This is a genomic window from Vibrio campbellii CAIM 519 = NBRC 15631 = ATCC 25920 (assembly GCF_002163755.1).
GTDB lineage: Bacteria > Pseudomonadota > Gammaproteobacteria > Enterobacterales > Vibrionaceae > Vibrio > Vibrio campbellii.
This window is the reverse complement of sequence record NZ_CP015863.1, coordinates 3,024,069-3,046,548: the sequence shown is the minus strand read 5'-3', so window position 1 is coordinate 3,046,548 and position 22,480 is coordinate 3,024,069. Positions and strand designations below refer to the sequence as shown.

Sequence of the window (22,480 nt, the reverse complement as noted above, 5' to 3'; positions counted from 1 at the left end):
TGCCTATGTTACTGGAATGGCGTGTCTTCCATGCAACGTTCCATATCGTAATACTCCACGCGTCCTCTTGGGCCTAGGAAAGCAGACTTGACGACAAAGCCACGATCAACAAAGTAACTTAATTCGATACAAGATATCTCGTAGCTGGATTCCTTAATACTTGCGGGTAGCCAATAGTAGCCAGGGCCAGGTAAGCGGGCGGTATAGGTGATTAAGCCATTATCACTTACTTCAAACATTTTGAACTCACTGAGTTCTTGCTTAGCCACTTCGACCAGATGCTCAGAGGTACTTGGTTCGATGGGTTCACTCGAGGTCAATTGACACCCCGCCATTAACATTGAAGCCGAAAGGGCTAGCGCAATCTGCTGAAATCGTTTCATTTTCTTATCCTGATAGTCGTTATTGGAGACCTTGTTCTCTGTCTCTTGCGGGTTTATAACGAGTGATTATGGATTTAGCGAGTATTGTGTGGTGAAAATGATGTTTGATTTATAAAAATTTGAACTTAACAGGCTTAAATAACCAGAAAGCTTATTTTGATTCACACGGTAAAAAGGAAGGAAACACTAATTTACTTTATTCTAAATTAGTGTTTATTAATATTTAAGTTGCGTTGCTGGAATTGAATGAATTCAGATTGAATACTCATACATTCACATAACATATTGAGTGTTATAAAACCGAGTAATAAGTCTAATTATTGATATTTATATCCTTAGTTGCTGTATTTGTTACAAAAGCTGTTTAAAGGGGCAGCCCTGGCATAATTTTGCGTATTCACGTGTGATATATTTCACGGCTTTTGCTGGTGTTTCTTATTTATTTCATAAATAAACCTGATAGTAGGCACAAATGGTGGGCTCTGCTCAGGGCTTAGTTTGCATTTAAATAAATATCAGGTACGACAATGGATACGTTAATCAAACCCTCTTTACTTGCACTGACGATTGCCAGCGCGCTTAGTGCCAATGCTAACGCAGAAATTATTCTCTCCCAGTATGTTGAAGGCGGTTCCTACAACAAAGCGGTGGAAATCGCGAACACGGGTGATGCAGCGGTAACGCTAACCGGTTACGAGCTGGCGAAATCATCAAACGGTGGTGGTACTTGGGGCAGCACATTCGACCTTAGCCAAGTGACGCTACAAGCTAACCAAGTGTATGTACTGGCGCATGGTGACGCTAGCGACGCAATCAAAGCCGTTGCAGATCACACGGAGAAAAGCGTCACGAACTTTAACGGTGACGATCCGATCGCATTGCTTAAAGATGGTGAAGTGCACGATATCATCGGTGTGATGGGTGACGTAGATTTTGGTAAAGACACCACATTGGTTCGTAACAGTGATGCACTAACCCCTTCGGCTACCTATGATGCATCTCAGTGGACAGCATTTGAGAAAGACAATATTGACGGTCTTGGTGAGCTAAATGCGACTGAGCCACCAGCACCATTCGCTTGTGAAGTCGACGGTCAGCAACCTAACTTTACTACCATCCAAGATATTCAAGGTGAAGGCGATACGTCTCCATTAATTGATGGTTACCCATATATTACCGACGAAGATCATTTCGTAACTGGCGTCGTGACTGCTGTTACCACTGGCCTAACCAAAGGTTTCTACCTACAAGCACTAGAAAGTGACAACAACGACAAGACCTCAGAAGGCTTGTTCATTCATACTGATGCGGCAGACACGGAGCTAAAAGCTGGGGACGTTGTTTGTGTTAAAGGTAAAGTACAAGAGTACTACAGCAATACTCAGCTAGCTTCTGATGCTAACAGCTATGTGAAAACAGGCACATCGGATATCCCTCGAGTTACCGATCTTGTTATCAAAGAAGGTGAGACACTGCGTGGGGCGCTAGAGCGTCATGAAGGTATGCAAGTTGAATTAACCTCGGCAAGTGACTTGTTTGTAACTCGTAACTTCTCTTACGACTACGACTCTCGCCGTAACAACATGATGTTGTCTCATGAAGCGCCATTGTTTAAGCCGACTCAATTGCACGCAGCAGAGAGCGATGCAGCCGTTGAGCTAGCAAAAGACAACGCAGCGAACCGCGTATACCTAGAATCTGATGGCAAAGCACCAAACGGCCAAATTCCTTACTACCCAGATTTTGCTAAAGATGCAGACCAAGATGGCTCTTCTGAACAGCATATTCGCCTTGGTTCGCGAGTAGAAGGTCTGCAGGGCGTGGTAGCTTATAGCTACAACGAGTACCGCCTGATTGCGACTAATGAAGTCGATAACACTAACTTCGTCACTACAGGTGAAGGTTTCGACGTGGCTCGTAAAGATGCCCCTGCGATTGCGGATTCAGATTTGCGTATCGCTAGCTTCAACGTCTTGAACTACTTCAACTCTGTGGCTGACAGTGGCCATGAAAACCCAACTGGACAAAACCGTGGTGCGACTAACCTAGACGAATTCCTGATCCAACAAGCGAAAATCGTTGCGGCGATGAACAAGATGGACGCTGACATCATTGGTCTGATGGAAGTCGAGAACAACGGCTTTGGTGACAGCAGTGCTGTGAAGAACTTGGTGGATGCATTGAATGCTGAAATCGAAGACACAGAAGATCATTACACTTACGTTGAAATCGCGGATCAAGACAAATACCAAGATGAGTACTTTGGTAGTGATGCGATCATGGTGGCGATCCTATACCGTGCAAACGAAGTGACGCCAAAAGAAGCAGCGAAAGTGATTGTGACGCCAGAGCAGCACATCGAAGAAAACACCATTACACGTGGTGACGATGCAGAAGGCAACCCAGCTTACGACAAATACCAACGTCATAGCTTGCTACAAACCTTTACGGTGAAAGATACAGGTAAAGATCTATCTGTTGTTGTTAACCACTTCAAATCGAAAGGTTCTGAATGTATTGAAGAGTGGATCGCAGGCGTAGAAGACTCTGAGCCAGCGGATCTGCAAGGCAACTGTAACAACTTCCGTGTTTCTGCTGCTAACGTTGTGGGTGATGCTCTGAAAGGCATTGAAGGTGACGTGCTAGTGATGGGTGACCTAAACGCCTACGGCATGGAAGATCCTCTGCTTACACTGACCGATTACTCGAAAGAGAAATACGGCCGTGACATCTACACAGCTGCTTACACAACCATTGGTGGTGGTGAGCTTCAAGTCGAGAAGACCAAAATTGAAAAAGGCTACGGTTACCATAACCTGAACACGGTACTTCACGGCGCAGACACTTTCTCATACACCTACTCTGGTGAGCTAGGTAACCTAGACCACGCATTGGCTAGCAACAGCTTGGCACAAAAAGTGGTGGCGATTGAAGATTGGCATATCAACTCACTAGAAAGTAACTTGTTCGAATACAGCAGCAAGTACACAGGTGATATGCCGAAGTACAAAGATGCGTTCTCGGCGTCTGACCACGATCCAGTGATCATCGCGATTGATTTCCCAGATACAGATATCGACCTTCCAAGCTCAGGTGAAAACCTAGCAGTGGAAGTACGCCTGCCGCCAAACGCAGTTGTCGGTGACATCGTGACAGTAAGCCTAACGGAAGCAACTCAAGCAGCGTCATCAACCTCTGATGCTGATGGTTACGAAGCGAGTGCCACACTGACACAAGCGGACATTGATGCTCGTAGCGTGAGTGTGGAGTTCGACAAAGCACCAACAGAAGGTCAGTACGTTCTAGAAGAGAAAGTGACAGACTCTACGGGTAATACGGTTAAGTTCAGTGATTCTCGCGCTGTTACGTTAGAGGCGTCGAGCACGAACCCATCAGACGATGATGATGGTGGTTCATTTGGCTTTGGCGCGCTAATTGCGCTGCTAGGTCTGGGCTTATTCGGCCGTCGCCGCTAAACGAATTTATTTCCTGACAAACAGTTCTTAAATAGCTGTAAAGACCAAAGGCCAGCCTATGCTGGCCTTTTTATTCAGCAAAAACTTGCCTTTCTTGCTTGGTATAGCAAAATACCGCCCTTGATTGTCACGAACGTGGCGATTCACCACGTAAGCATTGCCAAAACGGATTGGAGCAACCGACCTTTTATGTTGTTGATCATCGATAACTACGACTCTTTTACCTACAACCTTTACCAATACTTCTGCGAGCTTGGTGCAGACGTAAAGGTGGTGCGTAACGATGAAATCGATATCCAAGGCATTGAGGCGCTCAACCCAACTCATTTGGTGATCTCTCCAGGGCCATGTACTCCTAACGAAGCGGGTATCTCTCTACAAGCCATTGAGCACTTTGCTGGTAAGTTACCTATCTTGGGCGTTTGCCTTGGTCATCAGGCGATTGCACAGGTGTTTGGAGGGGAAGTGGTTCGTGCTCGACAAGTGATGCACGGCAAGACATCACCAATTCGTCACAACGGTCGCAGTGTGTTTAAAAACCTTAACAACCCATTGACGGTAACCCGCTACCACTCTCTGGTGGTGAAAAACGGCACGTTACCTGATGTGTTTGAATTGACCGCTTGGACAGAGCTGACTGACGGAACCATGGATGAAATCATGGGCTACCAGCATAAAACCCTGCCAATTGACGCGGTACAGTTTCATCCTGAGTCAATTAAGACAGAACAAGGCCACGAACTACTCGCAAACTTTCTCGCGCGTAAAACGATCTGATCGCGATCACCTTTCTTAACAAATTCTTCATATTTTCCATCTAAGAAGGCGAATGCAAAACTATGCGTTCTGCCAATTAGGTGAGGTCTATTCATTTTTCTCATTTCCTTCTAGCCATTGTCATACATGGTTTTTATAAAAAATTGCTTCTCTATTTGCGTTTCTTGGTGCATAAATAATCATAGATAGTGAGTATGAGGTGTTGCGCTTGGATGCGAAAAGAATAAATCACTATTGAAATGGTTAATCAAATGTAAATACAATGCCGTAATAGCTTAAATGCAAAACATTATTTGCTGGCAAAGAGTGCCGGTTAAATTCGCTTATCTGCCAGGCATGCGGTATCAATAAGGAATGTGCAATGACAACGGAAAACAAAGTAGAGCGCGGTTTATTCGATGAGGTAATGGTACCTTGCTATAACCCGATGGAAATGATCCCTGTAAAAGGTGAAGGTTCACGTATTTGGGATCAGAACGGAAATGAATACATCGACTTTGCTGGTGGTATTGCGGTGAGCTGTCTTGGCCATTGTCACCCAGTTATGGTGAACGCATTGACTGAGCAAGGTAACAAGCTTTGGCACCTAAGTAATGTTATGACTAACGAGCCTGCACTGCGATTGGCGAAGAAGCTAACAGAAGTCAGCTTTGCTGAGCGCGTGTTCTTCGCTAACTCTGGCGCAGAAGCAAACGAAGCGGCACTAAAGCTAGCTCGTCGTTACGCAGCAGACGTTCATGGTACTGAGAAATCTGAAATCATCGCATTCAAACAAGGTTTCCATGGTCGTACTTTCTTCACGGTAACGGTAGGCGGTCAAGCGGCTTACTCAGACGGTTTCGGCCCTAAGCCAGGCGATGTGACACACCTTCCTTACAACGATATCGAAGCACTACAAGCACATATGTCTGATCGCACTTGTGCGGTAATGATGGAGCCTCTGCAAGGTGAGGGCGGCGTCATTCCACCAACACCTGAGTTTGCTCAAGCGGTTCGTGAACTGTGTGACAAACACAACGCACTACTGATCTTTGATGAAGTGCAAACTGGTAACGGCCGTACAGGTCACTTCTACGCATACCAAGGTGTAGGCATCACGCCAGACATTCTAAGCACAGCGAAATCACTGGGCGGCGGTTTCCCTATCGGTGCCATGCTAACGACGGCAAAACTGGCTGAGCACATGAAAGTGGGCACGCACGGTTCAACTTACGGCGGTAACCCACTAGCGTGTGCGGTTGCAGAAGCGGTTGTTGATGAAGTAACAAAACCAGAAGTACTGGCTGGCGTGCTAGAGCGTGAAGTGATGTTCCGTGAGGGTCTGGAGAAGATTAACGCGAAATACAACATCTTCTCTGAAGTGCGTGGTAAAGGTCTACTGCTTGGTGCAGCACTGAATGAAGAGTGGCAAGGTCGTGCGCGTGACGTACTGGTTGCTGCAGGTAAACAAGGTCTCATGGTATTGGTTGCGGGTGCCAATGTCGTACGTTTCACACCATCACTCGTCATCACACAACAAGAAATTGAAGAAGGTTTGGCTAAGCTGGATAAAGCGATCGCTACGCTGGTTTAAGCGCGATCTCCGCTTATCGTCAACCTAGAAACCCCCATCAAGGATCTCTGATGGGGGTATTGTTCCTAAAATATAGTTAGGATCTTCTTGCATCTGGAGGGAGTATTGATGCTAGTAGTTCGCCCTATCGCAATGTCGGATTATGACGCGCTGCACACCTGTGCGGTTGAGTCAGGTCATGGATTTACATCTCTACCGGTTAACGAAGAACTGTTAACCAATCGAATCAAGCACTCAGAATACAGTTTTGGCAAACCTGAAGTGAATGAAGCTGGTGATGAAGGCTACCTAATGGTGGGCTTTGAATCTGAAACTGGTGAAGTCGCAGGTACCACAGGTATTGAAGCTTCGATCGGCTGGGATGTGCCTTTTTATTCTTACCACATCAGCAAAGTGGTGCACTCGTCACCAAAGCTTGGTGTAAACAACGTGGTGAAACTGCTGACGTTTGGTAATAACTACACGGGTAACAGTGAAATCTGTACCTTGTTCCTACGTGAGAAATTTCGTGGTGGCTTGAACGGGCGTCTGATGTCCAAGTGCCGTTTCTTAATGATGGCAGAGCACCCAGAACGTTTCTCGGAAACCATCTTTGCTGAAATGCGTGGTGTTTCAGACGAGGAAGGTAATTCACCATTCTGGCAGTGGCTTCAAGAGCATTTCTTCTCTATCGATTTTACGCTTGCGGATTACCTTACTGGTATCGGCAAGAAAGGCTTTATCGCCGACTTGATGCCGAAGTTGCCAATCTACATCAACCTACTGAGCCCAGAGGCACAAGCCGTGATTGGCAAAGTGCACGATAACACGCGTCCAGCATTGAAGCTGCTTGAGCGTGAAGGCTTTACCAACCGTGGCTACGTTGACATTTTTGATGGTGGTCCAACGGTGGAGTGTGACCTACGCAATATCGAATCGGTACGCCACTCATTCCGCGCGCAAGTCAAAATCTCGGAGCACACCAGCACAAAAGACTTCTTGATGTGTAACTCGTCATTCGAGAACTTCCGTGCCGCAGCAGCAAAAGCGGCGTATGACGCGGAAACGCAAAGCGTAGTGCTCGCACCTGAATTGGCGGATGCACTCTTGGTTGAGGAAGGGGATTTTGTTCGCCTTCTTCCGCAGTAACTGACGACAGAATTTAAGGATAGAAACAATGACACATTGGATTGCAGGTGAATGGGTACAAGGTCAGGGTGAAGCATTTACGTCTCTGTCGCCTTACAACCAAGAAGTTATCTGGCAAGGCAACGGCGCAACAGCAGAGCAGGTTAACCAAGCGGTATCTGCGGCGCGTGAAGCGTTTGTTGATTGGAAGAAGCGCCCATTTGCAGAGCGTGAGGCGATCGTATTGGCTTTTGCTGAGAAAGTAAAAGAGAACAGCGAAAAAATCGCTGAAGTGATTGCCAAAGAAACCGGCAAGCCAATCTGGGAAACACGTACCGAAGCGGCAGCGATGGCAGGTAAAATTGCGATTTCTATTCGTGCTTACCACGACCGTACTGGTGAAGCGACACGTGAAGCCGCGGGCAACCAAATTGTATTGCGTCATCGCCCATTAGGCGTGATGGCGGTGTTTGGTCCTTATAACTTCCCTGGTCACTTACCAAATGGCCACATTGTGCCAGCGCTGCTAGCAGGTAATACCGTAGTCTTCAAACCGTCTGAGCAAACGCCATGGACGGGTGAACTTGCTATGAAGTTGTGGGAAGAGGTTGGTCTACCAAAAGGTGTGATTAACTTAGTCCAAGGTGCGAAAGAGACAGGCATTGCGCTGGCTGATGCGAAAGGCATTGATGGCGTGCTGTTCACCGGTAGTGCGAACACAGGTCATGTTCTGCATCGTCAATTTGCTGGTCAGCCGGGTAAGATGCTGGCGCTTGAAATGGGTGGCAACAACCCGATGGTTATCTCGGATAACTACGGCGAACTAGACGCAACGGTTTACACCATCATCCAATCTGCCTTCATCAGCGCAGGGCAACGCTGTACTTGTGCTCGTCGTCTTTACATTCCATTTGGCGACAAGGGTGATGCAGTCATTACTAAGTTGGTGGAAGCGACACGCAATATTCGTGTAGACCAACCATTTGCAGAGCCTGCGCCATTCATGGGACCGCAAATTTCGCTTGCGGCAGCCAAGTTCATTCTCGATGCACAAGCGAACTTGCAATCACTGGGTGGCGAAAGCTTGATTGAAGCGAAAGCGGGCGAGGCGGCGTTTGTTTCTCCAGGCATCATCGATGTGACGAACATTGCCGAATTGCCAGATGAAGAGTACTTCGGTCCACTTCTACAAGTAGTACGCTACGAGGGGCTAGAGAAAGCGGTAGAACTGGCGAACGATACGCGCTTTGGTTTATCTGCGGGTCTGGTTTCGACCGACGACCAAGAGTGGGAATACTTCGTGGACCACATTCGTGCCGGCATCGTGAACCGCAACCGTCAGTTAACGGGTGCAAGTGGTGATGCGCCATTTGGTGGTCCGGGTGCCTCAGGTAACCTACGTCCAAGTGCTTACTACGCAGCAGACTACTGTGCGTACCCAATGGCATCAATGGAGGGACAAGAGACGGTCTTGCCTGCCACATTGAGCCCAGGTTTAAGCCTGTAATAGAGAAATACGAAGCGGTGACAAAGTATCGCCGTTTCTCTCTGCCGGAGCTATTTACCAAGTTAGGATTCTGGTAAGCGCGCTGGCAAACGCCAAAGGCGAGCTTAAGACTCTCCAGCGTGTGTTGACTGACTGGCACTTATGCTGCACATACCGTCACAGGTTGATGACCGCTCGTTCGTGATTCTGGACAGCCCACGGGCTGTGAACGAGCGGTCAACTTCTTCTTACCCCTAACTCTACATTTCATAACAAGGAGTCGTTATGACGCCCGATGTGTTATTTGAATCGCTATGGCAAGACTACATTCAACGTCTGTGCCCTTCCGCTGCTAAAGTCCATCAACTTCTTCAAGAAGATGAACCTCTGATTAATGACCATATTGCGCTACGTACGTTTAATGTCGCTCCCCTAGGCATTGAAACGTTAGCGAAGCCATTCTTGGCGGTGGGTTACAAAGCCTGTGGTGACTACGTATTTGAAAGCAAAAAGCTGGTGGCAAAACATTTTGAGCACCCAGATCCGAAGCAGCCAAAGGTCTTCATCAGTGAATTGAAAGTGGATGAGTGCTCACCAGAGCTACAAGCCATCGTTCATAAACTGGCAGAGCAGGTTGATGCTTCTAAACTGACAGGCAGTGACTTCTTGTACGGCGGACGTTTGTGGGACCTAAGCTATGCTGACTTCCAAACTTTGGCGAAAGAGAGTGAATACGCTTCTTGGCTTGCAGCGCATGGTTACGGAGCGAACCACTTCACAGTGAGTGTGAATCAACTCAATCAGCATGAAGAAGTGAAGCAAGTGAACGACCACCTACGCACAGTAGGCTTTACCATCAACGAGAATGGCGGTGAAGTAAAAGGCACGCCAGAGGTACTACTAGAGCAATCGTCGACCATGGCAGACAAAGTGCCAGTGACCTTTACTGAAGGCGTTGAGGTGATTCCTGGAGGCTTCTACGAGTTTGCTAAGCGCTACCCAATGGATAACGGTGAGTTGTACCCAGGATTTGTGGCTGCATCGGCAGATAAGATCTTCGAGAGTACTAACGGGTAGAAAGAATCGAGAACGTGCTACGCACTGGAGATGCGGGAACGCTTTGCTTCGGGAGGTTTTTACTCTCAGAACCTTAGAGGGCTTAATCCCGAAGGACGAAGTCCGATTTCGGAACGCAGTGTTCCCGATTCTCGTCTCTTAAAAACAAAAAAGCCACCAAACTTACATTTGGTGGCTTTTAAATTTTTTAAACGTTAATCGAGATTAACGAGTCCCGTAAACAACGATAGTTTTACCGTGCGCAGAAATTAGGTTCTGCTCTTCTAGCATCTTCAAGATACGGCCTACTGTCTCACGAGAACAGCCAACAATTTGACCGATCTCTTGACGAGTGATCTTGATTTGCATGCCGTCTGGGTGCGTCATCGCATCTGGCTGTTTAGCAAGGTTCAGAAGAGTCTGAGCGATACGACCAGTTACGTCTAGGAACGCTAGGTCACCCACTTTTTGGCTAGTAACTTGTAGACGACGAGCCATTTGCGCAGAAAGGCGCATTAGGATGTCTGGGTTAACTTGGATAAGTTGACGGAATTTCTTGAAAGAAATCTCTGCCACTTCACAAGGAGATTTAGCGCGAACCCAAGCTGTACGCTCTTGGTCTTCTTCGAATAGACCAAGCTCACCAATGAAGTCGCCTTGGTTTAGGTAAGAAAGGATCATTTCCTTACCTTCTTCGTCTTTGATAAGAACCGCAACAGAACCTTTAACGATGTAGTACAAAGTCTCTGCTTTTTCGCCCGCGTGAATTAGCGTGCTCTTTGATGGGTACTTATGAATATGACAGTGTGAAAGAAACCACTCTAATGTTGGGTCGGTTTGAGGTTTACCTAGAACCATAATATCTCACTTCCTCTGCAGGGTACGCTTGCGCTATCCATATTTTAGCTAAGCCTGAATGGGCTTACTAGGATAAGAGCACTTTTTATATGCTGCAAGCTCTCTTGTGTTTCGGTTAGAAATAGTATCCTTTTTCGGAAACGATTTCTTGATTTTAATCGTGCCATGATTGAGATTTTGTAAGCAAAACTGTGCACATGATCACGGTATGAAAAGTAAACACTCAATTAACGAGGTTTTTAGCCAATTTTCCCAGTTTCGATGAGTTGCTGCAGGATCGGCCTCACTATGAGCTCCATTGCAAAGCTCATCTTACCGCCTGGAACCACAATGGTGTTATGGCGAGACATGAATGAGCCATCAATCATCGCCAGCAAATACGGGAAGTCGACATTCTTGATACCGCGTAGGCGGATCACCACGAAGCTTTCATCCAAACTAGGGATGCCTTTGGCGTTAAGTGGGTTGGAAGTATCAACGGTCGGTACACGCTGGAAGTTGATATGTGTGCGGGAAAATTGCGGGGTAATGTAGTTCAGATAATCGTCCATCGAGCGCACGATCGAATCCATTACCGCTTCTCTTGAGTGGCCACGATCGCGCGTGTCACGAACGAACTTTTGAATCCATTCCAAGTTCACGATTGGCACCATGCCAATCAGAAAGTCAACGTGACGCGCCACATTAACATCGCCATCCACCACGCCACCGTGTAAACCTTCGTAGAACAGTACATCGCTGTTTTCAGGCAGATCTTGCCAAGGTGTAAAGGTGCCCGGCATTTGGTTGTATGGAACGGCTTCATCAAAAGTGTGCAGATAGCGGCGCACGCTGCCGGTGCCATCTTCACCAAACTGACGAAAGAACTCTTCTAGGCCCGGAAAGTCATTGGCTTGTGGCCCAAAGTAGCTAATGTGTTTGCCTTGCTCACGCGCTTTACGGATTTCGACATCCATCTCTGGACGTGTAAAACGGTGGAAGCTGTCACCTTCAACCCACGCTGGTTTGACGTTCATCATATTGAACATCTTGCGGAAGGCTTCAGAAGTGGTGGTAGTACCGGCACCGGACGAACCAGTAACCGCAATGATTGGGTGTTTCGCTGACATGACAAACCTTGTCGAAAATTACTTACCTGTAAAGTGCAGCACGCGTATGCTGCACGGTCGATAACCCACTATAGCACGTAACAAGCCCTTGTCATCGAGTGGGATACGGTAAAATGTGAAGGGTCTAAAACTTTGCTTTTAGTTGGATATCAACCGTTTCATGAAGCTCAGAAAATACGATGACCGCTTCGCCTTTCTCTAATTGGGATTTGACCTGATCGATTTTACTCTGCAGTGAAACTTCAACTGAGCCGTAGTCGGTGCCTTCACGAAGAACGAATTCGCGGATCAGGTTTTCTAGTGTCTCTGGCGCAATGTCTTGCCATGGAATGATCATAAATACCTCAAACTTTTATGATGTTTAAGCGCGCCTCTTAGGTTGTTGATGTCTGGTGCGCCTAAGTAGTTTACTGTGTTCGCGGCACGGATACAGCAGAAAGGTACTCCGCAGCGATACTTTCATAGTAAGCCGGCAGGGCTTCTTCTAACCAGAACTTCGGCTTTAATGCGCTACCTGTTAGGAAGCCTACGTGACCACCATGTTCGTAAAGTCGGTAATCGATGTTGTCTGGCAATACGAATTTCGGGATCACTTCTTCGGTCATAAAGGGATCGTCTTTGGCGTGGATGATCAAGGTTGGCAAGGTGATCTGCTGCAGCTTGCTTAAGCCTGAACATTGATCGTAATAATCTTGCGCGTCCTTAAAGCCATGCAGAGGCGCGGTGATCAAGTCATCAAACTCATACAAGCGAGTGACGCGTTTGATCGAGTTGTACGACAGGGCTAACTCTCCGTGGATCAAATCGTGCTTCTGTAACGCATTGCGTTTGAGTGAGGAGAGCAAATAGCGTCGGTAAACTTTCGAGAAGCCTTGCTCAATACGATTTGCGCATGCTGCCAAGTTCAGTGGTGCAGAGACAATGGTCGCGGCACTTAAGATGGGATCGTTTTTGTACTCAGCCAAGTAGTTCGCCAACATGTTACCGCCAAGGGAAATACCGACCGCAACTTTAGGGTTGTTAGGGAATTGCTGATTGAGCTGCTCAAGAAAGAAGCGAGCATCCGTTACTTCGCCGGAGTGATAAGCGCGGGCTTTTTTGTTTGGCTTACCGCTGCACCCACGAAAGTGCATCATCACTGACAGCCAACCCGATTTAGAGAAGGCATTCATCAAACCATTCGCATACGGGCTATAGAAGCAGCCTTCCAAGCCATGAAAGAGGACGAAGATTGGTTTGATGTGAGCGGCTTCAGAACCTGGCTGCTGTGACCAGGCCAAATCAAGGAAGTCACCATCCGGTGTATCGAGTGTTTGCCAAACAGGCGTAAATAACGCTTTTTTGCGGATAAAGCGCGGCAATAGCGTCTGGAGATGCGGGTTCTTAATCCCGGCGGCTGCGAAAAATTGTGTCATACCTAACTGCTCTTGTATGGTCCTTCAATGTTCGCCGAAGAACTTATTAATATAATCCTTTATAGCTTTAGTATAGATATTTTACTGGTTTATGACTGATTTATGGATATTGAATGTTTGGAACTGGCATGGAGAATGCCTGTTGTAAATGTTCACCACCCAACTGGCGACAGTATCTCAGCGTCAGTGGTTCGCCGTCATTCTTGACTAATTTGAGTGAGTTGACGCAGTCGACTAGGTCGGACTGTTGCTGTTTTTCGAGCTGCAATTCGAACTGTAATGCTTCGCGATAAAGCGCGTCATTAACTTGTGATTTGAGGTGGCGACGAAGTTCACGGTAAGAGTGGAGCAGGGTTTCACTTCGACCAAGACAGCCTTGCACCAAGTGCCAGTCTTGCTCTTGGAAAATTACCTGCTGCTCATCGAGCCATCTGAGCAGCAGTAATAGGTTCACGTTACCGTGATAGTTATTTTGCAATGATAGGCACGCTTCCTTCACTTCTCGCACACCATAAAATTGCAGACTGAACTGCCAAAGGTGTTCTAGGGTAAGAGTGTATTCTGCGTGCTCGTTTGTCATTGATTAAACTCTAGTTCCATCTGCTCAAGTGTTTCTTGGGCAGACATCCATTCCATTTCTACTTCTTCAAGATCTGCTTTGCTAGAAGCTTGAAGCGCCAACACTTCGTTAAGTTTAGCTTTGTTTTCGGCTTCATACAGAGAGTTATCCGATAACTGTTCTTCTGCTTTCGTCAGTGCTTCGCCTAACTTATCCATTTTGTTTTCCAACTGTGTCAGCGTTTTGCGAATTGGTGCGGTCTGTTTACGAAATTCTGCTTCGCGTCGCTTTTGCTCTTTTTTTGCCGCTGCACTGTTGGCGTTATCTTTCACTGGCTGAGCTGCTTGTGCTTCTTTACGCTCGGCTTTTTGTTGCTCGGTCAACCACTTGTAGTAATCGTTCAAGTCACCGTCGAATGGTGCGACTTGGCGATCGTACACAAGGTACAAATCATCTGTGGTTGCACGCAATAGGTAGCGGTCGTGCGAAACAATCACCATGGCACCTTCGAATGTTTGCAGTGCCATGGTCAATGCTTGGCGCATGTCCAAATCCAAGTGGTTGGTCGGTTCATCGAGTAGCAACAGGTTCGGTTTCTGCCACACAATTAATGCCAATACCAAACGTGCTTTCTCACCACCAGAAAACGGTGCAACTTTCTCAAGCGCTTTATCACCTTGGAAACCAAAGCTACCTAGGTAATCACGTAGTTGCTGCTCGGTTTGATCCGGCGCGATTTGCATCATGTGCTGAAGCGGTGTTTCTTCTGGGTGCAGTGTTTCTAGTTGGTGCTGAGCGAAGTAACCGATCTTCACGCCTTGCGAGTAAGTCAGATCGCCGCCTTGTGCTTTGAGCTCACCAGACAGCAGTTTGATCAAGGTTGATTTACCTGCGCCGTTACGACCAAGTAGGCCAATACGGCTACCCGGCACTAGGTTAAGGCGGATCTTCTCTAGGATCAGGTTGTCACCGTAGCCTGCTGATACTTCATCCATCATCATGATTGGGTTTGGTAGCGCTGCAGGATCGCGGAACTGGAAACTAAATGGGTTATCGAACTGCGCTGGCAGTACCTTCTCCATACGCTCCAGCGCTTTAATACGGCTTTGTGCTTGGCGCGCTTTTGATGCTTTGTAACGGAAGCGGTCAATGTAGCTTTGCATGTGCGACATCTGTTTCTGTTGCTTCTCGAACATCGCCTGTTGCAGCACCATCTTTTGTGCGCGTTGGTTTTCGAATGACGAGTAGTTACCCGTGTATTCGTTCAACTGCTGGTTCTCGATGTGAATGATGCGACCAACGATCGGGTCCAAGAAGTCACGGTCGTGCGAGATCAGAATCAGCGTACCAGGGTAGTTTTGTAGCCAGCGCTCTAGCCACATTACCGCGTCCAAATCCAAGTGGTTGGTTGGTTCGTCGAGTAACAGTAGATCAGAACGACACAATAGCGCTTGAGCCAAGTTAAGGCGCATACGCCAACCACCCGAGAACTGAGTTAGGTTCCAGCTCATTTGCTCTTGGCTAAAGCCCAGACCATCAAGCAGCTCGGCAGCACGTGCGCGAATGCTGTAACCGCCAATGGTTTCAATCTTGCCGTGGATCTCCGCAACTAAGGTGCCGTTGTCTTTCTCTTCGGCGACAGCCAGTTGAGCTTCAAGATCGCGGAACTCACGATCACCATCAATCACGTATTCCAGTGCACTACGGTCGAGTGCTGGCGTTTCCTGTGCAACCCAAGCCAATTCCCAATGTTGAGGTTGGCTAAATGAGCCTGCATCAATCGACAGTTCATCTTTTAGTAGGGCAAACAGAGTTGATTTACCACAGCCGTTTTTACCAACCAGACCCACTTTGTCACCCGGATGAATGGTTGCAGATGCTTGGTCTAAAAGAGGTTTACCGCCACGCAGTAACTGAATATCAGAGAAGGTAATCATAGAGTTTTAATTCACTTTGCGCAGTGCGCGTTTCTTGGTCGTTGATCTCGCGGTGAATAGTAGGGGTATTGGCGGGAAAAGTCGATCTCTGCGCTTTAATTGCATTATGCTATACAAAAAAGTATAACAAGCTGATAACGATAATTTTCCCTGAGAAATCAACACAAGGACGACCATTTGGCTGTTGCTACGCCCATTCCTCCGAGGGTTCTGGTTATTTATGCTCACCCAGAACCGCAAAACTCCATTGCCAACCAAGTGATGATTAAAAAAATCGAATCACTGGGTCATGTCACCGTGCACGATCTTTATGGCGCGTACCCTGATTTCTTTATTGATGTGAACTACGAACACGATCTGCTGATGACGCACGATGTGATTGTTTTTCATCATCCTCTCTATATGTATTCCTGTCCCGCACTGTTGAAAGAGTGGATGGACCGTGTGTTGGGCAAAGGCTTTGCATTTGGTGATGGTAGCGCATTAGCGGGTAAGTACTGGCGCAGTGTAATCACTACTGGCGGTAAAGAGGATGCGTTCAGCCCGATGGGGTACAACAAATACCCGTTGGAACAAATCCTCCAGCCGTTCGAACTGACCGCGGCTTTGTGTCAGATGCATTGGATTGAACCTTTAGTGCTGTACTGGTCGCGCAATGTATCGGATATCGAACGTTATCAGCATGCTGAACAATATCGTCAATGGCTGAACAACCCCCTGAGAGATTGGGATGAGCAAGGAGGTCAACATGGCGATAACCAGTGAGTTTCTTCAAAGTAGTGTGGTATTCCTTTCTGCTGCCGTTATTGCGGTGCCGATTGCCCAGCGGCTGGGTCTGGGGTCTGTGCTTGGCTACCTGATTGCAGGTGTTCTAATTGGCCCTTGGGGGCTGGGGTTGATCAGCGATGTGGACGCGATTCTGCATTTCGCCGAACTTGGGGTGGTGTTGCTGCTGTTCTTAATTGGTTTGGAACTGAACCCTAAAAAGTTATGGCAGATGCGCGGACCCATCCTCGGTCTGGGTGGCGCCCAAGTTATTGTTACCACGGCGGTGATAGGCAGCATTGTCAGCCTGTTTGGGTTGAGCATGCAAGTGAGCTTAGTGATCGGTATGGGTTTGGCTCTCTCGTCCACCGCGATTGCACTAAAAGTGATCGAAGAGCAGGGGCAAGCCGGCACGGAAACCGGACAATCTGGTTTCGCTGTGTTGCTGTTCCAAGATATTGCCGTCATCCCGATGCTCGCCATGTTGCCATTACTCGCTGGTGGTCAAAGCGGCGGTGATTGGTTAGATGCTATTTGGGTGTTAGGCAGTGTGGCTGCGTTATTAGTTGGCGGTCATTTCCTCTTGCGTCCTCTGTTCCGTTTTGTGGTGATGAGTGGCGTGCGAGAACTCTTCACCGTTGCTGCCCTCTTAGTCGTACTTGGCATTTCTGTTGCGATGCAAAAGCTGGGGTTGTCGATGGCACTCGGTACTTTCTTAGCGGGTGTGTTACTGGCAGAAAGTGAATACCGTCATGAACTAGAAATCGCGATTGAACCGTTTAAAGGTTTGCTGCTTGGCTTGTTCTTTATTGCTGTGGGTATGGCAGTGAACTTGGGCTTATTAGCACTTCAACCGTTTGCGATTATTAGTGCCGTGATTGCCCTTGTTGTAGTCAAAGGTTTAGTTCTGTATGTCTTGGCTCGCACTGCCCGAGTTCGTGCTAAGTCGCGCAGTCGTATGGCAGCGATTTTGAGCCAAGGTGGTGAGTTTGCGTTTGTGATTTTCACCGCGGCAAGCCAAGAAGGTATCTTAACCAAAGAACAAGTTGCTTTCTTGTTGGTGGTGGTGAGCTTGTCGATGGTGACCACGCCGCTGTTGCTCATGGGGCAGAAGAAGTGGTTTGCGCACACGCTGAACCAAGAAGAAGAGAGCGTCACGACCAATGTGGTGGATCGTCGACCACGAGTGATCATCGCGGGCTTTGGTCGTTTTGGTCAGATTGTCGGCCGCTTGATGTACGCCAATAAGATCAAAGTAACAGTACTAGAAAGTGACGCGAGCCAAATCCACTTGCTGCGTAAATACGGTTATAAGGTGTTTTATGGTGATGCGACTCAGATTGATTTGTTACGTGCCGCGGGGGCAGATAAAGCAGAAGCTTTAGTGATCTGTACGGATTCACCAGATGAGGTTATGGCGATTGTCGACATTTGTCGTGCGCACTTTCCGAAATTGAAGATCCTTGCCCGTGCTCGCAGCCGCGTAGAAGCCTACCAGTTAATGAACCACGGCGTGCAGAATTACTCGCGTGAAACCTTTTTGGGTGCTTTAGATCTAGGTCGCCAAGCGCTCGTAGAATTAGGCATGCACCCGTATCAAGCAAAGCGGGCAGAAGCACATTTTCGCAAGCTAGATAATGCTATGCTCAAAGACTTATTGCCTCAGCACAATGAGGACAAAGAACTTGCTCAACGCTCGAAAGAAGCACGTAAAGAACTAGAAGAAATCTTCGGTCGTGAAATGGAAAGCGACCAACAGTCGCCAAATCATTGGAAGTAGTACCCGCACAGTATCAAGCGGGAAAAGGAACAAAAGTGAAAGCCAAGAAACGTTTTATCGCGGGTGCAAGCTGCCCGCAATGCAGTCAGCAAGATACTCTACGCTGGTGGATTGATAACAACATTGAGCTGGTTGAGTGTGTCGACTGCGATTATACCGAGCAGCGTAAACCGCAATCTGTAGAAAAAAATAAACACTCAGAACAAGAAATGATCGGGATTTTTAAGCCTGAGTAATTGAACTTCGTTAATTGATCCCCATAATACTATCGTCTCGGTACTTAACCCCATTCTGGTTAGGTCAATTAATCTCCCTGGAGTTAGTATGAAAATTGAAAAGAACGTTGTTGCAAGCCTTGCATACAAAGTAATGTTGGAAGACGGTGTTGTTGTTGATCAATCAACTTCTGAAGCACCTCTTGATTACCTTCACGGTCACAACAACCTAATCACTGGTCTTGAGAAAGAACTAGAAGGTAAAGTGGCTGGCGACAAGTTCTCAGTAACAGTAGCTCCTGAAGATGCGTACGGCGACCACAACGATGCACTAGTGCAACGTGTTCCTGCAGACGTATTCCAAGGCGTTGACCAAATCGAAGTTGGCATGCGTTTCCTAGCAGATACTGACCAAGGTCCAATCCCTGTAGAAGTAACTGAAGTAGACGGCGACGAAGTTGTTGTAGACGGTAACCACATGCTAGCTGGCCAAACACTAACTTTCGAAGTAGAAGTTATGGCTACTCGTGAAGCGACAGCTGAAGAGATCGAACACGGTCACATCCACCAAGGTGGTGGCTGTTGTGGCGGCGAAGAAAAAGCTGACGACCACGAATGTTGTGGCGGCGGCGGTTGCGGTTCTCACTAATCGCACGCTCTTCACTAGATAACGCTATCTAGCAAAGCTTTAAAAAGCGCAAGTTGAGGTTTCAACTTGCGCTTTTTGTTTATCTGGGGTGTAGTGCCAACCATACAAGGAATAACAGTTGGACAAAGCGATGACGAAAACTTTCTCGATTGCCATTCATGGCGGTGCAGGCACTATCTTGCGTGAACAGATGAGTGATGAACTGCAACAATCCATCTTGGCGGATTTAGAAGCTGCGGTAAAAGCGGGGCATCAAATCCTAGCAACAGGCGGTGAAGCCTTAGATGCGGTCGTGGTGGCGGTGAAAGTGTTGGAAGACTCTCCCAACTTTAATGCGGGTAAAGGCTCTGTGCTGACCCATAACGAGATGGTCGAAATGGACGCTTCTGTGATGGATGGTCGACACCAAGCTGCAGGAGCAGTCGCTGGGGTTCGTCATATCAGAAACCCAATTGAGCTCGCTCGTGACGTAATGCGAAACAGTAACCATGTATTGTTGATGGGCGAGGGCGCAGAAAAGTTTGCTTTCGAACAAGGCTATGAGTACACCGAGCAAGATTACTTCTTCACTGATCGTCGCTATGAACAACTGATTTCTATGCGTGAGAAAGGCATGTTTGCTCTTTCCGAGTCTCGTTACCCTGATGATCGTAAACACGGTACTGTCGGCGCTGTGGCATTGGACCAACACGGTAACTTAGCGGCAGCAACCAGCACTGGCGGTGTGACCAACAAGAAATACGGTCGAGTGGGAGACTCCGCTCTGATTGGGTGCGGCACGGTGGCAGAGAATGGTGTTGTTGCGGTTTCCACTACGGGTGTTGGTGAGTTCTTTATTCGTAAACGTGCTGCCGAAGACGTTGCAGCACGCATGCGTTATTTGCAAGAAGACGTACACACGGCGTGCGAACACATTATTCAGGGTGATTTAAAAGCAATGGGCGGCGAAGGTGGTTTGATTGCGATTGATGCTAAAGGTGAGCTGCACTTTGCGATGAACAGTTCTGGCATGTACCGAGCTGGCATCAATACGCAAGGTGAGTTGAGCATGAAAATCTACGCAGACGAATAATTTCGTCCCCTCATTCCTAAGCTGCATTTTGAAGTCGCCAATACAACAAAGCCCAGAACACGTTCTGGGCTTTATGCAATTTGTACCTGCACTTTAATAATGCGGTGGTGGTGTTTCTTCCGATGGATCGGCTAAATTCGACGAGTCCATATTTTTCACTTTACCTACCACATATTTCATCTGATCGAGCATCTTGGTAATTTGCAGTTGCTGCTGCGACAAGGCGCCGTTCAGATCTTCAATAGTCTGTTCTTGGAACGCAAGCTGACATTCTAAGTCATTAATACGAGCTTCCAATTGCTGAATGATTTTATCTGTCATGATCCGTTCTCTAGCTGCCAAGCTTGGGCAATGCCCGCAGAAGTGGCAGTAATTACACGTTGCTTGGAATCAAAGGCTGCATCATACACGACCGCACGAGGAGGGCGAGTATCTTTTTTCGGCTCAACTTCAAATCCATCGACGCGTTTGCCAGTTTGGGTATCCCACACCATCACACGACCGGAAGGTGTGCCAGTTACTAACCAGTTGCCATCATCGGAGAAGCGCGCCGTCGAGAAGATTAACTGACGAGACCAACTGCTCAGTTGCGTGACTTCTTCACCCGCCTCTAAATTCCAGATGATGGCTTGGTTGCCACCGTCTGAGGTCATGGCCAGTTTTCCATCTCTCTGCAAGGCGACTCGAACAACGCGCTGGTCGTGTTCAAAGGTACGCAATACTAGCCCGGTTTCGGTATCCCACAGATACGCTTTGTAGTCGTTGCCACCAGTGAGAGCGAAGCGACCGTTGGGCGAGATAGCGACAGAATTGACTTTTTCTTGGTGCGCAAGGAACTCTAGCCGACGACCAGTGACTAAGTTGACGTGAATTGCTTTACCGTTGGACAGTCCAAGTAACACCTGTTCACCGTTACTGGTGATATCAACGTCTCGAATCAGCGCGTCATCGATAGACCAAAGTCCTTCGGCTTGAGTCCACCCGAGATCCCACACAGCGAAGTTCATTTGGCTAGCTGTGACTGCATAACGACCATTGTCCGAAATGCGAATATGGGAGACCACATTGGCAGCTTGATCGAGTTCACCCAGCTTTGCGAGTTGTTTGTTTTGCTCCAAATCCCAAAGAACCAATTGGTGCTCTTTGGAGTACAGCAGCGCAAATCGACCATCTCGGCTGAGCGCAAAGCTGGTGGAACCTTGTGGTTCGAGTGACCAACGTTGAACATCGCGATCGGTAAAAAAGCATCCATTTAACGTGGTGATGACAATTAAATATAGGAATAAATGAGAAATTCTTTGCATCACATCTAATAATCCGGTTTGTGTCTTAAGACATATAGCTAGTATATTGGTATAACGATTGTCTTCACTAGTCTCATAGAAGATTTGTGCACAACAACCAGTGGCTAAGCCATTATTGGGAGAATTTAATGAAATCAGTTTTAAAAGTGTCGCTACTTGCTGCAACAGTAATGCTAGCGGTAGGTTGTCAAAAAGAAGAAACAAAACCAGAAGCAGCACCTCAAGCAGAGCAAGTTCAAGCAGAAACTGGTAAAGCAGTTCACTTTAAAACAGACGATGACAAAGCGGCTTACGCGATCGGTGTTTCATTTGCTAACTACCTAAGCACTAGCATTGAAAAACCAAGCGAGATTGGCATCGACCTAAACAAAGACCTGGTTCTTAAAGGTATTGAAGACGTATTCAAAGGCAACGCAGCGCTTAACGAAGAAGAAACTCGTGCAGCTCTAGAATCTCTAGACAAGCGTGTTGCTGAAACAATGCAAAAGCAAGCGGCTGAGAAAGCGGCTGAAGCGAAGAAAGCTGGCGATGATTTCCGTGCTGAATTCGAGAAGCAAGAAGGCGTAGTGAAGACAGAATCTGGTCTTCTATACAAAGTTGAAACGCTAGCTGAAGGTGAGAAGCCAAAAGATACTGACACAGTTCAAGTACACTACAAAGGTACTCTGATCGATGGTACTCAGTTCGACAGTTCTTACGATCGTGGCGAACCAGCAACGTTCCCACTAAACCGCGTAATCCCAGGTTGGACTGAAGGTGTTCAGCTAATGCCTGTAGGTTCTAAGTTCAAATTCGTTATCCCGCCAGAGCTAGCATACGGTGACCAAGACACACCAAGCATCCCTGCTAACTCAACGCTAGTATTCGAAGTTGAGCTACTAAAAATTGAGAGCGACAACGCTGCTCAATAATTATCCTTAGCGATAACTCAATGAAAAAAGGTCCGTTTTACGGGCCTT

21 protein-coding genes are annotated in these 22,480 nt (G+C 47.4%); 12 read left to right on the top strand and 9 right to left on the bottom strand.

What is annotated here, in order from left to right; genetic code table 11:
* Positions 1-8: 8 nt before the first annotated feature.
* Positions 9-383, bottom strand: coding sequence for a hypothetical protein (locus A8140_RS14615; RefSeq protein ID WP_005532179.1), 375 nt, complete (start codon positions 381-383; stop codon positions 9-11).
* A 527-nt stretch (positions 384-910) separates the two neighbouring features.
* Here A8140_RS14615 and A8140_RS14610 point away from each other — a divergent pair.
* The 6 genes from A8140_RS14610 (at position 911) to A8140_RS14585 (ending at position 9,879) form a co-directional block, all read left to right on the top strand.
* The gene (locus A8140_RS14610; RefSeq protein ID WP_005532181.1) at positions 911-3,859 is read left to right on the top strand and encodes an ExeM/NucH family extracellular endonuclease; all 2,949 of its coding nucleotides are present in this window, start codon (positions 911-913) and stop codon (positions 3,857-3,859) included.
* A gap of 189 nt (positions 3,860-4,048) precedes the next feature.
* Positions 4,049-4,636: an aminodeoxychorismate/anthranilate synthase component II gene (locus tag A8140_RS14605; protein ID WP_005532182.1), complete on the top strand. Its 588-nt coding sequence runs from the start codon at positions 4,049-4,051 to the stop codon at positions 4,634-4,636.
* 361 nt (positions 4,637-4,997) lie between these two features.
* A complete protein-coding gene (locus tag A8140_RS14600; RefSeq protein ID WP_005532184.1) occupies positions 4,998-6,209 on the top strand; it encodes an aspartate aminotransferase family protein in 1,212 nt (403 codons plus the stop codon).
* Between the two features lie 108 nt (positions 6,210-6,317).
* Positions 6,318-7,337 carry an arginine N-succinyltransferase gene (astA, locus tag A8140_RS14595; RefSeq protein WP_005532186.1) on the top strand — a complete coding sequence of 340 codons (1,020 nt, stop codon included), beginning with the start codon at positions 6,318-6,320 and terminating at the stop codon, positions 7,335-7,337.
* A 28-nt stretch (positions 7,338-7,365) separates the two neighbouring features.
* Entirely contained in the window at positions 7,366-8,823 is a 1,458-nt protein-coding gene (gene astD, locus A8140_RS14590; RefSeq protein ID WP_005532187.1) for a succinylglutamate-semialdehyde dehydrogenase, read from the top strand.
* Between the two features lie 264 nt (positions 8,824-9,087).
* Positions 9,088-9,879 (top strand): DUF1338 domain-containing protein, encoded by a 792-nt coding sequence (locus A8140_RS14585; protein ID WP_005432774.1) that lies wholly within the window; start codon positions 9,088-9,090, stop codon positions 9,877-9,879.
* Positions 9,880-10,083: 204 nt separating this feature from the next.
* On the opposite strand, the gene crp is transcribed toward A8140_RS14585, so the two are convergent.
* From crp to A8140_RS14555, 6 genes are all read right to left on the bottom strand, one after another.
* Positions 10,084-10,716, bottom strand: a complete 633-nt coding sequence (gene crp / locus A8140_RS14580; protein ID WP_005381432.1) for a cAMP-activated global transcriptional regulator CRP — start codon at positions 10,714-10,716, stop codon at positions 10,084-10,086.
* A 239-nt stretch (positions 10,717-10,955) separates the two neighbouring features.
* Positions 10,956-11,825 carry a phosphoribulokinase gene (locus tag A8140_RS14575; RefSeq protein ID WP_005432770.1) on the bottom strand — a complete coding sequence of 290 codons (870 nt, stop codon included), beginning with the start codon at positions 11,823-11,825 and terminating at the stop codon, positions 10,956-10,958.
* Between the two features lie 124 nt (positions 11,826-11,949).
* The gene (locus A8140_RS14570) at positions 11,950-12,162 is read right to left on the bottom strand and encodes a YheU family protein (protein WP_005432763.1); all 213 of its coding nucleotides are present in this window, start codon (positions 12,160-12,162) and stop codon (positions 11,950-11,952) included.
* 70 nt (positions 12,163-12,232) lie between these two features.
* Positions 12,233-13,240 (bottom strand): hydrolase, encoded by a 1,008-nt coding sequence (locus A8140_RS14565; protein WP_005532191.1) that lies wholly within the window; start codon positions 13,238-13,240, stop codon positions 12,233-12,235.
* A gap of 100 nt (positions 13,241-13,340) precedes the next feature.
* Positions 13,341-13,820 (bottom strand): TIGR02444 family protein, encoded by a 480-nt coding sequence (locus tag A8140_RS14560; protein WP_005432772.1) that lies wholly within the window; start codon positions 13,818-13,820, stop codon positions 13,341-13,343.
* On the bottom strand, positions 13,817-15,736 hold the full coding sequence (locus tag A8140_RS14555; protein WP_005532192.1) for an ABC transporter ATP-binding protein: 1,920 nt from the start codon (positions 15,734-15,736) through the stop codon (positions 13,817-13,819). Before A8140_RS14555 ends, A8140_RS14560 begins: the two co-directional genes overlap by 4 nt.
* A 177-nt stretch (positions 15,737-15,913) precedes the next feature.
* On the opposite strand from A8140_RS14555, the gene kefG reads away from it, so the two are divergent.
* The 5 genes from kefG (at position 15,914) to A8140_RS14525 (ending at position 20,217) form a co-directional block, all read left to right on the top strand.
* Complete coding sequence (kefG, locus tag A8140_RS14550) at positions 15,914-16,501, top strand: glutathione-regulated potassium-efflux system ancillary protein KefG (protein WP_038862919.1); 588 nt, start codon at positions 15,914-15,916, stop codon at positions 16,499-16,501.
* Positions 16,485-18,281 (top strand): glutathione-regulated potassium-efflux system protein KefB, encoded by a 1,797-nt coding sequence (kefB, locus tag A8140_RS14545; RefSeq protein WP_005532194.1) that lies wholly within the window; start codon positions 16,485-16,487, stop codon positions 18,279-18,281. Before kefG ends, kefB begins: the two co-directional genes overlap by 17 nt.
* Positions 18,282-18,316: 35 nt before the next feature.
* Positions 18,317-18,517 carry a YheV family putative zinc ribbon protein gene (locus tag A8140_RS14540; protein ID WP_005432753.1) on the top strand — a complete coding sequence of 67 codons (201 nt, stop codon included), beginning with the start codon at positions 18,317-18,319 and terminating at the stop codon, positions 18,515-18,517.
* A gap of 88 nt (positions 18,518-18,605) precedes the next feature.
* Positions 18,606-19,145, top strand: coding sequence for a peptidylprolyl isomerase (slyD, locus tag A8140_RS14535; RefSeq protein ID WP_005532197.1), 540 nt, complete (start codon positions 18,606-18,608; stop codon positions 19,143-19,145).
* A gap of 130 nt (positions 19,146-19,275) precedes the next feature.
* Positions 19,276-20,217, top strand: a complete 942-nt coding sequence (locus A8140_RS14525; protein WP_005532200.1) for an isoaspartyl peptidase/L-asparaginase family protein — start codon at positions 19,276-19,278, stop codon at positions 20,215-20,217.
* A 93-nt stretch (positions 20,218-20,310) separates the two neighbouring features.
* Here the strand turns inward: A8140_RS14525 and A8140_RS14520 are convergent, their stop codons facing one another.
* On the bottom strand, positions 20,311-20,538 hold the full coding sequence (locus A8140_RS14520) for a SlyX family protein (protein WP_005451463.1): 228 nt from the start codon (positions 20,536-20,538) through the stop codon (positions 20,311-20,313).
* Positions 20,535-21,521, bottom strand: a complete 987-nt coding sequence (locus A8140_RS14515) for a WD40 repeat domain-containing protein (protein ID WP_005532201.1) — start codon at positions 21,519-21,521, stop codon at positions 20,535-20,537. The genes A8140_RS14520 and A8140_RS14515 overlap by 4 nt, the downstream gene beginning before the upstream one ends.
* 128 nt (positions 21,522-21,649) lie before the next feature.
* Here A8140_RS14515 and fkpA point away from each other — a divergent pair, with 128 nt between their 5' ends.
* The gene (gene fkpA / locus A8140_RS14510) at positions 21,650-22,432 is read left to right on the top strand and encodes an FKBP-type peptidyl-prolyl cis-trans isomerase (RefSeq protein ID WP_005532203.1); all 783 of its coding nucleotides are present in this window, start codon (positions 21,650-21,652) and stop codon (positions 22,430-22,432) included.
* Positions 22,433-22,480: the final 48 nt, after the last annotated feature.